We start from the raw sequence: 15,991 nt of genomic DNA on the forward strand, positions 1-15,991 counted from the left end.
GGGTCGGGGTGGGTGTCCCTGTGCTCTCTCCCGCCAGCGACTTGACCGGCACGAGAGGCGGAGCCTGGGCGCCGAGCATGATGATCGTAAGACCGAGCAGCAGGTCGGCGAAGAGCCAGCCGGCCAGCAGGATCGGGGTGGAGGGCCTTCGCCTGGTTCTCACCACGGTGATCCCTGGCGGCGGTCCACACCGCCGCCGGAGGCGACGGGGCCGAGGACGTCGGCCGCACGGTCCACCGCGGTCCGCAACTCGACGATCGCGTCCTTCAGTTCGGTGAACTCTCCGTCGGAGAGCTCCTTCACCTTCGCCGGCAGGTCGGCCAGAACCTCCGCGACCGCGCCCGGGAGCCGGTCAAGCGTGTGGCGCGTCTCCTGCAGGAGGGTGATCGTCCTCCCCGAGGTGTCGGAGACCATCTCGATCCGGGAGGCATGCGCGTCGGCGGTGCTCGACCAGTCGCCGAGGGCCTCGCGAATCTCCGTGCTGGTGTCTCCGAAGACCCGGCGGAACTCCGCGGCCGTGACGGTGAGGGAGTCGATGATCTGCCCGCCGATGAGGCCGACGGCCTTCTCCGTCGATGCGCCGACGGAGTCGAGCGAGACGGTCGTGCGGTCGATGGTGTGCCCGATACTCGCTGTCGCGCCGACCAGTTCGCCGACCTGGCTGTCCAGGCCGGAGATGGCGGACTGGAAGGCACTCTCGGTGGCTGAGCCGATCAGGTGGATCGAGTCCGTCGCGTGGTCCACGGCGCGGCCGATGTTCGCCGTCGTGTCGGTCAGTTCGCCGACGCGCGTGTCCAGGGCGGAGACGGTGCCCCGCAGAGACGTCATGGACCGCGCGAGGTCCTCGTTGAACGCGCGCCGCATGTCGAGGGTGGTCTGTGAGATGGCTGTCGACAGCTGGTCGCCGACGCTCGTAACCGCTTGTCCGGTCGTGGACCCGACAGTGTCGATCACGGCTGAGATCTGTTCCACCGCCGCGGTCATGTCGTCGTGGGCGATGTCGATTTTCGCCAGGTGGTCACCGAGGGTCGCGATGGCCTCCCGCACGTCGATCGCGCTGCCGGTCAGCGTCTCGGTGGTCTGCTGCGCGGCCTGCCACGTCTGGGCCAGTGCGTCCACCAGTTCGGTCTGCGCCTTGCGCGCCGTCTCGCCGACGAGGGTTATCTCGGTCATCGTCCTGGTCAGCTCGGTCCCGAACCGGGTCGGGGAGGAGAGCCGGACCTGGCCGAGCAGCAGACTCGCCCGGGTCAACGCCCTGCGGAGACGGGCCCGAAGGACCGCCAGGTCGTGCTCCGAGGTGTCCTCCTTCTGCTCCGCGCTGTTCCGCATGACGTTCTCGAAGATGGTCCAGAAGATGAGGACGCTGATCGCGGCGAGCGTGTAGAAGGCGATGTTGTCGAATGTGAAGAACTCGGTCAGCCGTCCGTCGAAGCCCTGCTGCCACATCTCCAGGAAGGGCCGCTGGGCGGCCTCGGGGCCGTCGGCCCGGAGAACCTCGCCGTAGGCGTCGGTGGCCTGCATCAACCCCAACCACGTGACAAAGATCGGTACGAAGACGAGGATGGAGTTGAAAAGTACGAGGATCCAGCGAGGTATCCTCTTCCATTTCGTTTCCGCGGGTTCACTGTCCGGGATGATGGTGTCCTCGGGTGAGAAAGCGGCGAACAGGTCGATCTCACACCAGCGTTCAGCCTTGTCGGAGTCGGTGATCGCGTTCGCGAGGTCACACAATTCATCTTTGCGGGCCGCCAGGCGGGGATCGGCGGCGAGTTCACGCAGCTCGACGGTGAGCTCGTGATCCATCACGGACAATCACCACTCTCTCGTTGACGAATATGGGCATTAATCGATAAATCCGACATAACGCCCCATTGGCGGCATCCATGTGGTTATCGCGGCATGTGACGCTTAAGTTAACGGACGCATCAGAAGACATATGGGTTTACCGCTGGGAAGATCCGGCATGGGAACGATGCAAGGACTTCGGCGTCCGGCCGGGCCGGTTGCCGGATGCGCCGCCTGGTAGGGCGGGGGAGTCGGGCGGCGCCGTTTCTTCGGGTTCTCCGGGGCACTTGGCTCGGCGGCGCCGGTGGCCGTGTTCGCCGTGAGGCGGCGGCTTTTGATCCGCTCGTGGGAGCCGTCGTGGGGGGCGACGAGCGGACGTGGTCGCCCTGTGTCATGCCGTTCCGAAGTCGCGGCAAATTCACCGTTCAATTTTCCGGTGCTAGATGGTTAAATCGGAGATTCCTCCAGCGCAGCCGTAAAGAGGTCGTCTTCGGCATGCGGAAACGGTCATTTCCGGCACGGCTCGAAAAAAGGGACTTCTGTCTATAAATGGATGTCTTTCAGGTCCATGAGCGGCTCATCGCCGACTATGACCGGTTCACGACCTCGCTCGTGCATGTCCGTGACGACCGCATCGCCCAGCACCTGGAGGACGAGCGCGAGGCTCGCGTGCGGTGGCCGTATCCATGGGTCTCGCTGAATCCCAGTTTCGCCGGCGGGGGAACGGTCTCCGAGCTGGTCGGAACGGGCCTGCTGCACCCGATGTGCGAGCACCTCTTCAGGATCAAGGCCGATGGGAACGATCCAGGGGATCGATCCCTCTCGCTCCACCGCCACCAGCGCGAGGCGGTGGAGGCGGCCCGCGACGGCGGGAGCTATGTCCTGACCACCGGGACGGGCTCCGGCAAGAGCCTCGCCTACATGGTTCCGATCGTCGATTCCGTTCTCCGTGACCCCGACCCCGGCCGAGTCAAGGCGATCGTCGTCTATCCGATGAACGCGCTGGCCAACAGCCAGCTTCACGAGCTGGAGCGATTCCTCGAATGGGGACTCCCCAGGGACGCGCGTCCGGTCAGCTTCGACCGTTACACCGGGCAGGAGAGCGAGGAGAAGCGCAACCGTATCCTCGCTCGCAAGCCGGACATCCTGCTCACCAACTATGTGATGCTGGAATACCTGCTCACCAGGCCCGATGAGCGCAGGGATCTGATCGGGGCGGCGCAGGGCCTGCGCTTCCTCGTGCTGGACGAGCTGCACACCTACCGGGGCCGCCAGGGCGCCGACGTGGCACTGCTCGTACGGCGTCTACGGGACGCCTGCGACACACCGAACCTGCAGTGTGTGGGCACCTCGGCCACGATGGCGACCACCAAGACCTTCGCCGAGGCTCAGACGGTGGTGGCCGAGGTCGCCACCCGTCTGTTCGGCGCCGACGTCAGCCCTGACCGGGTGATCGGTGAGACGCTCGTCCGTGCGACGAGCGACAAGGCCCCGACCTCCGCCGAGCTGGTCAGCAGCATGGCGAAGGCCGGCAGTGGCCGGTCCTACGCGGAGCTGGCCGACGACGCCCTGGCGATCTGGATCGAGTCGGAATTCGGCCTGGAGGCCGAGCCGGGAAGCGACCGGCTGGTCCGGCGCCGCCCCGAGAAGGTCGCCGAGACCGCCAAAGCTCTGACCGATGTCACGGGCCGGCCCGAGGCCGAGTGCGCGGGGGCGATCGAACGGCTTCTCCAGGAGGGGGCGCGGGCACCGCACCCGAAGACCGGACGGCCGCTGTTCGCGTTCCGCCTCCACCAGTTCCTCTCGAAGGGCGACACCACCTACGTCAGCCTGGAGCCCGAGGCCGAACGTCACATCACCAGCCAGTACCAGGTCAGCGTCCCGGGCCAGCGGGAGAAGATCCTGCTGCCCCTTGCCTTCTGCCGGGAGTGCGGGCAGGACTACCTGGTCGTCGCCAGGGAGAAAGGCGAGCGCTACAGCGCCCGCCAGGAAGCGAACGTGCCCGGCGGCGACACGGTCAACGGATACCTCTACATCAGCACCGAGCACCCCTGGCCGGTCGATCCGGTGGGGGAGGGCAGGCTGCCTGACTCCTGGCTGGAGCCGGCCGCCGACGGCCGCACGCAGGTGCGCCCGTCGCTGAGCGACCGGCTCCCCCGCGAGGTGTGGCTCGGCCCCGGTGGTTCCGAGGTCCCCGCCGGAGAGGGAATCCACGCCTGGTACGTGCCCTCGCCGTTCCGCTTCTGCCTGCGCTGCCGGGTGTCCTATGAGCAGAGCCGGGGACGGGACTTCGCCAAGCTGGCCACCTTCGCGACCGAGGGCCGCAGCTCGGCGGTGTCGATCATCAGCGCGAGCATCGTGCGGAGCCTCCGGGAGCAGAACGAGAAGGGACAGCTCGACGACGAGGCCCGCAAGCTGCTCACCTTCGTCGACAACAGGCAGGACGCCAGCCTTCAGGCGGGACACCTGAACGACTTCGTCCAGGTCACCCAGCTCCGTGGCGCTCTCTACCGCGCGGCGCGGGCGGCGGGTGAGGAAGGGCTGCGCCACGACGAGGTGGCCCAGCGGGTGGCGAAGGTGATGAACCTGCCGCTTGAGGCCTTCGCCCGGAACCCGGAGGTGAAGTTCGGCCAGAAGGAGGCCGTGCTCAAGGCGTTCCGCGGGGTCCTCTCCTACCTGATCTACCTCGACCTGGAGCGCGGCTGGCGCATCACCATGCCGAACCTGGAGCAGACCGGGCTGCTCCGCTTCGACTACGTGGCACTCGACGAGATCGCCGCCGACACCGAGCACTGGGAACGCACTCATCCCGCGCTGCGGACCGACGAGCCCGCTCATCGGGCCGAGCTGGCCCGCCTCGTGCTGGACGAGATGCGGCGGGCGCTCGCCGTCGACGTGGACGAGCTCACGCCGGAGGGCTTCGAACGGATCCAGAAGCAGAGCGACCAGAATCTCACCGGGGCCTGGGCACTCGCCGAGGGCGGGAACCGCGACAGCGCCCGCACCGTGTTCGCCCGGTCGGGGCGTCCGGGTGAGAGCCGCGACAGGGTCAACTTCACCGGCCGGTCCGGCCTCGGCAGCTACCTCCGCCGCGCGGGAATGTTCCCCCACTACGGGCACAGGCTCACCGTCGACGACGCTCAGGAGATCATCGTCGACCTCCTGTGGGTCCTGGAGAAGTACGGCCTGCTCACCGAGGTCCAAGAAGGGCGCGACGGCACGAAGGGCTACCGTCTCCGGTCCTCCGAGCTGATCTGGCGGGCCGGAGACGGCACCACGGGCGCCCCCGACCCGATCCGGAAGACAGTGGACCCGGAGGTCGGCACCCGGGTCAGCACGTTCTTCCGCGACCTCTACGCGGAGGTCGCGTCCGGGCTCGCGGGCATTCACGCGGCCGAGCACACCGCCCAGGTGCGGGCCGAGGACCGTCAGGAGCGCGAGCGGCTGTTCCGCGACGGCGAGCTTCCCCTGCTCTACTGCTCGCCCACGATGGAGCTCGGGGTCGACATCGCCACCCTCAACTCGGTGGCGATGCGCAACGTGCCGCCGACCCCCGCCAACTACGCCCAGCGCTCCGGCCGGGCGGGGCGGAGCGGCCAGCCGGCCCTCATCACCACCTACTGCTCCACCGGCAGCTCGCACGACCAGTACTACTTCCGACGCAGCCGCCTGATGGTCGCCGGGAGCGTCCAGCCGCCCCGGCTCGACCTGACCAACGAGGACCTGATCCTCTCCCACGTCCACGCCATCTGGCTGGCGGAGACGGGCGCGCACCTGCACAGCCAGATGGCCGACGTGATCGACATCTCACGCCTGGACAGGCTTCCCCTGCACGAGCACATCCGGATCCAGCTCGCCGACGACAGCGCGCGCCGCCGGGCCGTACCCCGTGCCCGGCGCATGCTCGACACCATCGCGAAGACCGAGCGGCTGGACAGGACCACCTGGTGGGACGAGGGCTGGGTCGAGCGGAAGGTGCACGGCGCGGCTGAGAAGTTCGACGCCGCCTGCGGCCGGTGGCGTGACCTGTACCGGGCGGCGATCGCCGAGCAGGCCGAGCAGAACCGCCGCGTCCTGGACCACGCCTCCACGCCGCAGGCCCGGCAGCGGGCACAGGGCCGCCGTCTCCAGGCCGAGAACCAGATACGGCTGCTCAAGAACGAGGACACCGAGCAGCAGTTCAGCGACTTCTACACCTACCGCTACTTCGCCTCCGAGGGGTTCCTCCCCGGCTACTCGTTCCCCCGGCTCCCGCTCGCCGCCTACATCCCCGGCCGCAAGCAGCGCGGCAGCTACGTGCAGCGCCCCCGGTTCATCGCGATCGGCGAGTTCGGTCCGGGCGCGCTGATCTACCACGAGGGCCAGCGCTACCAGGTGGCCAGCGTCCAGGTCCCGGCCGGAGAGTCGGGCGAGGTGGCCACCGCCGAAGCCCGCATCTGCGGCGCTTGCCGCTACTGGCACGCCCGCGAGGCGGGCGTCGACCGGTGCGAGGAGTGCGGCGCCGAACTGGGCGGCTCCCTGAGCGGCCTCATGCACCTGCAGACCGTGCACACCATCCGCCGCGAGCGCATCTCCTCCGACGAGGAGGAGCGGCGCCGGGCCGGGTTCGAGCTCGTCACCAGCTACCGCTTCAGCACCCACGGCACTCGCTCGGGCCGGATGCAGGCCGATGTGGACAGAGACGGCCGCTCGCTGGCCGAACTCGTGTACGGCGACACCGCCACGGTCCGCGTCATCAACCGGGGCAACAAGGGACGCCGTAACCGTAACGACGTCGGCTTCTGGCTGGACCCGGTCCGTGGTCGCTGGCTCAGCGAGTCCAAGGCCTCCGAACGCACTCCCGAGGATCAGGGACTGACATCGGCCGAGGACGCGCAACGTGTGTTGAAGGTCGTCCCGTTCGTCGAGGACAGCAAGAACATCTGCGTGGTCCGCCTCTCCGAACAGGTGTCGGAGACGGAGGCCACCACCCTCCGCTACGCGCTGGAGCGCGGCATCGAGGCCGAGTTCCAGCTGGAGGACGCCGAGCTGACGAGCGAGGCGCTGCCCGACCCGCTCCGGCGGGCGCGGATGCTGTTCATCGAGAGCGCCGAAGGCGGAGCGGGCGTGCTCCGCCGACTCCACGACGAGCACGACGCGCTGCAGCGGGTCGCCCGGAGGGCGCTGAGGATCATCCACGTCGATCCGGACACCGGCGAGGACTACGGCCGCGCTCCCGGCGCTCGCGAGCGGTGCGAGCGCGGCTGCTACGACTGCCTGCTCTCCTACGCCAACCAGTTGTGGCACGAGCAGATCGACCGGCTCGCGGTCGTGGAGCGGTTGCGCGAGCTGGCTTCCGCCGTCACCAAGCCGACCGGCGGCCACACGTCCGCGGAAGAGCACATGGGCAGCCTCAGGGACTCGTCCGGCAGCGAGCTGGAGCGCCGGTTCGTCGAATTCCTCCGGAAGGGTGACTACCGCCTTCCCGACGGCGCCCAGGAGATCCTCACCGACGCACGGGCGAAGCCGGACTTCGTCTACCGCACGCAGGCCGGGAACGTCGCGGTCTTCGTCGACGGGCCCCACCACGACGCCGCGCACGTCAACGAGCGCGACATGCAGGCCGAGGACCGGCTCATGGATCTGGGCTGGCTGGTCATCAGATTCCGATACGACGAGGAGTGGGACGAGATCGTGCGCAGGTACCCGAGCGTCTTCGGCACCGGACGGGCCACCCGATGAGCTACACCGTCGGCTCCCTGGTATCCGCCCGAGGCCGTGAATGGGTCGTCCAGCCCGGCAGCGGCGAGGAGTTCCTTCTCGCCCGCCCGCTCAACGGCGACACCGACTTCGAGGCCTGCCTGTTCGCCGACGAGGTCACCGACGCGACCTTCCCGTCGCCCCGGCCCGAAGAGGTCGGCGACAGCGTCGCCGCCGGACTGCTCCGTACGGCGCTGCGCATCGGGTTCACCTCGGGAGCCGGTCCGTTCCGCTCCCTGGCGTCGATCGCCGTCGATCCGCGCCAGTACCAGCTCGTCCCGCTGCTGCTCGCGCTGCGCATGGAGACCGTACGGCTGCTCATCGGCGACGACGTCGGCATCGGCAAGACCATCGAGTCCGGCCTGATCGCCAAGGAGCTCCTGGAGCGGGGCGAGGCCTCCGGACTGACCGTGCTCTGCTCCCCGGCCCTGGCCGAGCAGTGGCACGACGAGCTGCGCGACAAGTTCGCCATCGACGCGACACTGGTACTGCGGTCCACCGCCACCCGTCTGGAGCGAGAGCTCCGTCTCGACGAGACGATCTTCGATCGGCACAAGTACACCGTGGTCTCGACCGACTTCATCAAGGCCGACCGCCGCTACCAGCAGTTCATCCGCACCTGCCCGGATCTGGTCATCGTCGACGAGGCGCACACCTGCGTGTCGGCGGGTTCCTCCAGCCGCCAGAGCCAGCTCCGCTACCGGCTGCTGCAGGAGATCGCCGCCGACGCGCGGCGGCACCTCATCCTGGTCACCGCGACCCCGCACAGCGGTAAGGAGAACGCCTTCCGCGACCTCATCGCCCTGCTCGACCCCGCCCTGGCCACCGTCGACCTGGAGAGCGCGAAGGGCCGCGAGCACCTGGCCAGATACTTCGTCCAGCGCCGCCGCCGCGACATCCGCAAGTTCCTCAGGGAGGACTCTCCGTACCACCAGGAGACGCCCTTCCCGCAGGACCGTCACGTCCGCGACGTCTCCTACGCGCTCACCGGCGAGTACGGCAAGCTCGCCCGCCAGGTCCTCGACTACGCCCGCGAGACGGTCCGCAAGCCGGGCACCGGCCTGAGCCGGCGCGTGTCCTGGTGGTCGGCTCTGGCGCTGCTGCGCTCGGTCGCCTCGTCACCGAGGGCAGCCGCCGCGACGCTCACCACCCGCTCGGCGACCGTTCCCGCCGAGTCCGCCCAGGAGGCCGACGAGCTCGGACGCTCCAGCGTCCTCGACCTCACCGATGATGAGGCGCTGGAGGGCATCGACGCGGCGGCCGGAGGTCTCACCGACGGGGACGGCGAGACCTCGCCGGACAGCGAGCGGTTGAAGCGGCTCGCCCGCGCCTTCGCCACGATCGAAGGGCCGAAGGACGACGCCAAGCTGACGGCGCTCATCGACGAGGTCAAGTCGCTGCTGCTCGACGGCTACGACCCGATCGTCTTCTGCCGGTTCATCCCCACCGCCGAGTACGTCGCGGAGCACCTGGCCAAGGCCCTCGGCAAGAAGGCCCACGTCCGCCACGTCACGGGGCAGCTCCCGCCGGAGGCGCGCCTGGCGGCCATCGAGGAGCTCGGCGCGGAACCCGGCCGCCACGTCCTGGTCGCCACCGACTGCCTGTCCGAGGGCGTCAACCTGCAGGAGCACTTCCAGGCCGTCGTCCACTACGACCTGGCGTGGAACCCGACCCGCCACGAGCAGCGGGAAGGCCGCGTCGACCGGTTCGGCCAGCGCAAGCAGACCGTCCGTGCGGTCACCATGTACGGCCTGGACAACGGCATCGACGGCGTCGTGCTCGACGTGCTGATCCGCAAGCACCGCACCATCGCCAAGCAGACCGGCGTCGCCGTACCCGTCCCCAGCGGCGGCGACGACGTCATCAAGGCGCTCGTCGAGGGCCTGCTGATGCGCGGCGACGACAGTCAGGACCAGCTCGACCTGGACCTCGGTGTCACCAAGACCCGCGACCAGATCCACCGCTCGTGGGAGAGCGCCGCCGACCGCGAGTCCAAGGCGCTGACGAAGTACGCCCACTCCGGCGTCAAGCTCGACGAGGTCGAGCGGGAGGTCGCCGAGATCCGCGCCGCGCTGGGCAGCCCCGCCGACATCGCCGGCTTCACCCGCGAGGCGCTGTCCGGCTTCGGCGCGATCATCGACAACCGGGTCGAGGGCTTCGCCGCCGACACCAGGCAGCTGCCGATCTCCGTACGGCACGCCCTCGGTCTCAGCTTCAACGGCAGGGCCCCGGAGCTGGACTTCCACCCCGACATCCCGGCGCCACCCGGCAGCCACGCCCTGGTACGGACCGACCCCCTGGTCCGCCACCTCGCCCGGACGACCCTGGACTCCGCGCTCGACGCCGAAGGCCCGGCCAGGCGCTTCGGCGTCACCCGCACCGACGCGGTCACGACCCGCACGACCGTGCTCCTGGTCCGCTACCGCTTCCACGTGACGCTGCCAGGCCGCACCGGGACGCGCACGCTCATCGCCGAGGACGCCCAGGTGCTCGCCTACCGGGCCGGTGCGGACGGGCGCGAATGGCTCGGCGACGCCGAAGTGTCGGACGTGCTGGCCTCCCGCCCGGAGAACACCCTGCGCCAGCTGGTCGAGCGCGCCGCCCAGCGCGCAGCCGAGGAGATCCCCGCCCTCGACCACGACCTGCGCGCCCGGGGCGAGGCCCTCGCCGCCAAGCTCGCCGAATCCCACCAGCGCGTCCGCGGCGCCATCGGCGCGGGAGTGAGAGGACTCAAGGTGACCGCCAACCGCGAAGCCGACGTGCTCGGCGTCTACGTCTACCTCCCGGCCGGCGGTGCCCGCTGAGAGGCGCCTCCTACCTGGCGGTCGAGGTCGCGGGCGGCCTGATCCCGCAGGACGTGCTCTCCCGGATCGGCGCCGCCGACCGCGAGCTGCCCGGCATCCGTCCCGAGGACTATCACCTGGCCGCCTCCGAACGGCTGGGCGACGCGGCGAGCCGCAGATGGGACTACCTGCTCGGCGCCTACCGCGCGTTCCGCGAGCGCGTGGACGGGCTGCCGGACGGCGACCCCGCCACGACGCCGACCCGGGAACGCTGGCTGCAGGTGCTCCTGAGCGAGCTGGGCTTCGGGCACGTGCCGTACATCCGTGGCGGGCTGAAGGCGGGGGACAAGGAGTTCCCCGTCTCCCACCTGTGGCACAACGTGCCCATGCACCTGCTCGGCTGGAACACCAGGCTGGACCGGGCCACCCCCGGCCGCGCCGAGACCAAGCGGGCCCCGCAGTCGATGCTGCAGGAGTTTCTCAACCTCTCCGACGACCACCTGTGGGGCGTGCTCTCCAACGGCCGGCGGCTCCGCATCCTGCGCGACTCCACCGCCCTGGTCGGCTCGGCGTATGTCGAGTTCGACCTGGAGGCCATCTTCGACGGCGAGCTCTACTCGGAGTTCGTGCTGCTCTACACGCTGCTGCACGCCTCCCGCTTCGAGCTCGTCTCCGGTGACGACTCGACGCCCACGTGTGCCGACTGCTGGCTGGAGAAATGGCGCGCCTTCGCCGCCGAGACCGGCCTGCGGGCCCGCGACCAGCTCCGCGACGGCGTGCAGAAGGCCCTCGAAGCGCTCGGCACCGGCTTCCTCGTCGCGAACCCGGGGCTGCGCGACCAGCTCGTCTCCGGTTCCCTCAAGCGGAAGGACTTCCACCACGAGCTGCTCCGCCTGGCCTACCAGCTGATCTTCCTCTTCGTCGCCGAGGATCGCGGCGCCCTGCTCGTCCCGGACGCGCCACAGGACGCCAGGGACCGCTACGCCACCTACTTCTCCACCCGGCGCCTGCGTAGCCTCGCCGCCCGCCGCGCCGGAGACCGCCACACGGACCTGTGGAAGACCACCGCCAGGGTCATCAGGGCTCTTGGAGACGACGACGGCCTGCCCATGCTCGGCCTGCCCGGTCTCGGCGGTCTGTTCTTCCGTACGGCGGGCACCCTGACGGAGCTGACCGGTGAGCCCGTGCCCGACCAGTTCCTCGTCTGCGACCTGCCCAACGAGGCGCTGCTCACCGCCGTCCGCCACATGTCCACCGTGCGCGGCAAGGACGGCCGGCCGCGTGACGTGGACTTCCAGCACCTGGGAGCCGAGGAGCTGGGCAGCGTCTACGAGTCGCTGCTGGAGCTGGTCCCGCACCCGGATCTCGCGGTGCCGTCGTTCGAGCTGAAGACGGTCGCGGGCAACGACCGCAAGACCACCGGGTCGTACTACACGCCCTCCTCGCTGATCGAGTCGCTGCTCGACACCGCGCTCGACCCGGTCATCGACGAGCATGCCAAGGCCGGGAACGCCGAAGACCTCCTGAAGATCACCGTCTGCGACCCGGCCTGCGGCTCCGGCCACTTCCTCGTCGCCGCCGCCCGGCGCATCGCCAAGCGGTATGCCGCGATGGTCACCGAAGAGGACGAGCCGGTGCCGTCGGAGGTCCAGAAGGCGATGCACAAGGTGGTCGGGACGTGCATCTACGGCGTGGACCTCAACCCGCTCGCCGCAGAGCTGGCCAAGTTCTCCCTCTGGATGGAGTCCCTGGAGCCGGGTAAGCCACTGGCCTTCCTCGACGCGCACATCAAGGTGGGCAACTCCCTGCTGGGCACCACACCGAGGCTGTTGGACGACGGCATCCCGGATGAGGCGTTCAAGGCCATCGAGGGCGACGACAAGAAGATCGTGGCGTCGTTGAAGAAGGACAACGCCAAGCAGCGCCGCAACCAGGGCATGCTCTTCACGGAGACGGGCACTCGTCTCGGCAACAAGGAACTGGCCGGAGAGGTTCAGGCCCTGGCCGCCGTCCCGGTGTCGACCGTGGCCGACGTCCGGGAGCAGGAACGGCGGTTCCGCGAGTTCGAGCGGTCCGACGCGCTGACCCACGCCCGCCTGGTCGCCGACGCCTGGTGCGCGGCATTCGTCTGGCGCAAGCACGCCGACGCCCCGCCCGCCATCACGACCGACACCGTACGGCGGCTGCAGGAGGGAGGAGGCCTTTCCCCGGCTGTGGCTCTGGAGCTCGACCGGCTCGTGGAGCGATACCGCTTCTTCCACTGGCACCTGGAGTTTCCCGACGTCTTCGACGCCGAAGCCGGCTCCGACGCCGACTCGGCGACCGGCTGGAGAGGTGGATTCACCTGTGTGCTCGGCAACCCACCGTGGGAGCGGGTCAAGCTTCAGGAGAAGGAGTTCTTCGCCGCCAGACACGAGGGCATCGCGAACGCCAAGAACGCCGCCGCCCGGAAGAAGGCCATCGCGGCCCTGGCCACCAGCGCGGAGGAGACCGACCGGTGGTTGTTCGCCGAGTTCGCGGGGGAACTTCGCAGCGCCGACGGCTGGACTCACCTGCTCCGCGAGTCGGGGCGGTATCCGCTGACCGGGCGGGGTGACATCAACACGTATGCCGTCTTCGCCGAGACAGGGCGGACACTCCTCGCACCGAGTGGCCGCGTCGGCATGGTCCTGCCCACCGGTATCGCCACCGACGCGACCACGCAGTTCTTCTTCAAGGACATGGTGACGACGAAGACGCTCGCCTCGCTCTACGACTTCGAGAATGAGGACAAGGTCTTCGCGAACGTCCATAACCAGTTCCGGTTCTGCCTATGGAGCGGAACAGGTCGTCAGGCCCCTCAGAGTCGAATAAATCTGGCTTTCAGGCTCCGGCAGACCACGCAGCTTGACGATCGACGATTCACCCTCACCCCCAAGGACATCACGCTACTCAATCCGAACACCGGAACCTGTCCGGTCTTTGACTACAAGCGAAACGCCGATATCACTCTGGGGATCTACCGGCGAGTCCCGGTGTTGTGGCGAGAATTCCCGAACAGCAATCCGTGGGACCTGTTGTTCCTTCGTATGCTGGATATGGCGAATGACTCCAAGCTTTTCCGTCCGAACGCGCAGGAGAAGGAGACGCTGGAGGAGATGCTGGCTAAGGGGTGGCAGCTCGACGGAAACCATTTAGTCAAGGACGATGAGCGCCTTCTCCCTCTCTTTGAGGCGAAAATGCTCCACCACTTCGATGACCGTTTCGGCACCTATGAGAACGCAACTGAGGCTCAGTTGAACAAAGGTACGCTGCCTCGCCTTGCTTCTTCTCAGAAAGACGATCCGGAATATGCGGCCCAGCCTCGTTACTGGGTGGCCGAGGGGGAGGTTCAAGAGAGACTCTGCCCGAAAGATGCTGTCGAGGGTGATCGCCGTTTCCGTAAGTGGGAAAAGGGGTGGCTGCTCGGCTGGCGCGATATCTGTCGCAGCTCCGACACCCGTACTGTCATCAGTGGAGTTTTTCCTCGGGCTGCCACCGGCCACACATCGCCCCTATTGCTTACCTCATCGCAACAGGTGCCCGGCTTGTATGCCAGTCTATGCTCGTTTGTGTTGGATTATGTCGCCAGGCAGAAGATCGCCGGCACCCATCTCACCTACAACTATTTCAATCAGCTGCCTGTTCTGCCGCCTGAGATATATGAACAGGATTGTTTGTGGGAATCAAATAGGCAACTGGGCTTGTGGGTTGCGGCGCGAGTAATGGAGCTTTCCTATACCTCCTATGATATGGAGGAATTCGCCCGCGACCACGGTGACAAGGGTGCCCCTTACCGGTGGGACGAGGAGCGGCGGTTCTGGTTGCGGGCCGAGTTGGATGCGGCTTACTTCCACCTCTACGGAGTGGTCCGCGACGACGTGGACTACATCATGGACACCTTCCGCGCCTTCCGGAACAAGTCTCCTGACCTGTTCGAGCGCACCAAGAAGGCGATCCTGGAGATCTACGACGCCATGCAGGACGCCATAGACGGGCGCAAGCCGTACCGGACTCCGCTGGACCCCCCTCCCGGCCACGGTCCCCGTCATCCGGAGCGGGGTGCGTGACTCCCCGCCTCGGGCCGGATTGCGGCGAAGGCGGGGAAGGGCAGACGGTTGCCGGAACGGCTGGGAAGGGCGAAGGTGACGGCCTTGCCGGGGCGTCGGCTCCGGCCATGAGGTCGCCAAGACTGGTCTCCGGGAAGCGCGCTTCTCGCGCGACTCGAAGGCGCACCTCCCGGAGAACGACCTTGTTCTCAGTAGGTAGGTTCCGCTGGCCGGGAGAAGCTGCCGAAGTCGCCGCTCTTGATGCCGCCGATGAAGGCGGCCCACTCGTCACGGCGGAACACGAGCGTGCCGCCCTCGCGGTCCTTGGTGTCGCGGACGGCGACGGCGTCGTCGACGAACGCCACCTCGACGCAGCTCGGGCCGTCAGCGCTGAGGCTGCTTTTGCGCCAGCGCGCACCGGAGAGGTCGGGCTGCTGCATCTTGCTTCCTTCCGCTAGCGACCTTCGCGCATAGACGCGATGAGCGCGGCCGTGTCGGCAGGGCTGAGAGCTATCGCGCGAAGATGCTGGCAAATGTCGTTGTATCGCTGGATATCTGCCTCCTTCTCAAGAAACAGACCTCCGGCCATGCTGTCAATGTGAATCGCCTCAGGGTCGTCCGCCTCGAACTTCAGCACGATGAAGCTTCCCGGCATGCCGGGGTGGGCGCCGGCGGAGAACGGGATGACCTGGATGGTGACATGCGGAAGCTGGGCCTGCCGGGTGAGGTGCGCGAGCTGACCGCGCATGACGGTATCGTCGCCGACGGTCCGTGACAGAGCGGCTTGATCCAGGATCGCCCATAGGCGTAGAGGTGTGTCCCCCTCCAAGAGCGCCTGGCGTTGCATCCGGGCGGCGATGCGCGTCTCGACTTCATCGTCGGTGATGGTCGGTCGCACACCTCGCATCACCGCCCGCGCGTAGTCCTCGGTCTGCAGCAGGCCGGGGATGAACAGCGACTCGTAGTTGATGGCCTCGCGAGCCTCCGCTTCCAGACCGATGTACGCGCTGTAAGGGCCGGGAAGGTCCACTTCAAAGCCGTGTAGCCAGCCGCGCTGCTTGGCTTCCTTCTGCAACGCCACCAGGTCGGCGCGGCGGCTACCGGTGACGCCGTAGGCGTCGAGCAGGGCGTTGAGGGTTCGAAGCTGTGGCTTGGCCTTGGCCGTTTCGATGCGGTGGAGCGTGGCGAGGTTGACGTCGGTCTTCTCTGCCACCTCAGTCTGGGAAAGTCCGGCCTCCTCGCGAAGGTGGCGCAGCTCGGCTGCCAGACGGCGCAGGCGCACCGTGGGTGGCTGGCGTCGGGCCCGTGGTAAAGGTGCGGTTGCGCCTAAATCGGGCTTGTCCTGCATCTTCAACACCTCTCGGGATTATGCGGGCACTGTGAACGCCTATATTGCGTTCACTCATTGTGATGGTGCATGCTCTCAGCGTAAAGCTTTCCGGAAAGGCTTCCTTCCGGATGGCGAAACGTGTGATTTCCCCAGTCAGCCGGGCGGGCGATCTTCCCTCCCGATGCGGCCCACCCCTGTCGGGTGTCCGCCCGGTGCCAGCGGTACGACCCCCGGCATCCCCCTGCCGTTCCCCGGTCGTACCTCCCGTAGGACCGGCACCGTGCCCC

6 protein-coding genes are annotated in these 15,991 nt (G+C 68.0%); 3 read left to right on the forward strand and 3 right to left on the reverse strand.

Annotated features, from left to right (window positions below; all coding sequences use genetic code 11):
- Window positions 1-159: 159 nt before the first annotated feature.
- Window positions 160-1,803 (reverse strand): hypothetical protein, encoded by a 1,644-nt coding sequence (locus CA984_RS33805; RefSeq protein WP_086577503.1) that lies wholly within the window; start codon window positions 1,801-1,803, stop codon window positions 160-162.
- Window positions 1,804-2,334: 531 nt separating this feature from the next.
- Between CA984_RS33805 and CA984_RS33810 the strand changes: the two genes are divergently transcribed.
- From CA984_RS33810 to CA984_RS33820, 3 genes are read left to right on the forward strand one after another with little or no spacing between them, the layout of a single operon-like run.
- Window positions 2,335-7,506 carry a DEAD/DEAH box helicase gene (locus CA984_RS33810; protein WP_086577504.1) on the forward strand — a complete coding sequence of 1,724 codons (5,172 nt, stop codon included), beginning with the start codon at window positions 2,335-2,337 and terminating at the stop codon, window positions 7,504-7,506.
- Entirely contained in the window at window positions 7,503-10,328 is a 2,826-nt protein-coding gene (locus tag CA984_RS33815) for a helicase-related protein (RefSeq protein WP_086577505.1), read from the forward strand. Before CA984_RS33810 ends, CA984_RS33815 begins: the two co-directional genes overlap by 4 nt.
- A 53-nt stretch (window positions 10,329-10,381) precedes the next feature.
- Window positions 10,382-14,395: an Eco57I restriction-modification methylase domain-containing protein gene (locus tag CA984_RS33820; protein ID WP_242676320.1), complete on the forward strand. Its 4,014-nt coding sequence runs from the start codon at window positions 10,382-10,384 to the stop codon at window positions 14,393-14,395.
- Window positions 14,396-14,583: 188 nt separating this feature from the next.
- Here CA984_RS33820 and CA984_RS33825 read toward each other — a convergent pair whose 3' ends face one another.
- Window positions 14,584-14,814 carry a DUF397 domain-containing protein gene (locus tag CA984_RS33825; RefSeq protein ID WP_086577506.1) on the reverse strand — a complete coding sequence of 77 codons (231 nt, stop codon included), beginning with the start codon at window positions 14,812-14,814 and terminating at the stop codon, window positions 14,584-14,586.
- Window positions 14,815-14,828: 14 nt separating this feature from the next.
- Window positions 14,829-15,722: a helix-turn-helix domain-containing protein gene (locus tag CA984_RS33830; RefSeq protein ID WP_086577507.1), complete on the reverse strand. Its 894-nt coding sequence runs from the start codon at window positions 15,720-15,722 to the stop codon at window positions 14,829-14,831.
- Window positions 15,723-15,991 lie beyond the last annotated feature (269 nt).

Source organism: Streptosporangium minutum (genome assembly GCF_002149035.1).
GTDB lineage: Bacteria > Actinomycetota > Actinomycetes > Streptosporangiales > Streptosporangiaceae > Streptosporangium > Streptosporangium minutum.

Coding starts and splice junctions, on each gene's coding strand:
- CA984_RS33805 (WP_086577503.1), bottom strand. CDS start 1,803: ATGGATCACGAGCTCACCGTCGAGCTGCGTGAACTCGCCGCCGATCCC.
- CA984_RS33810 (WP_086577504.1), top strand. CDS start 2,335: ATGGATGTCTTTCAGGTCCATGAGCGGCTCATCGCCGACTATGACCGG.
- CA984_RS33815 (WP_086577505.1), top strand. CDS start 7,503: ATGAGCTACACCGTCGGCTCCCTGGTATCCGCCCGAGGCCGTGAATGG.
- CA984_RS33825 (WP_086577506.1), bottom strand. CDS start 14,814: ATGCAGCAGCCCGACCTCTCCGGTGCGCGCTGGCGCAAAAGCAGCCTC.
- CA984_RS33830 (WP_086577507.1), bottom strand. CDS start 15,722: ATGCAGGACAAGCCCGATTTAGGCGCAACCGCACCTTTACCACGGGCC.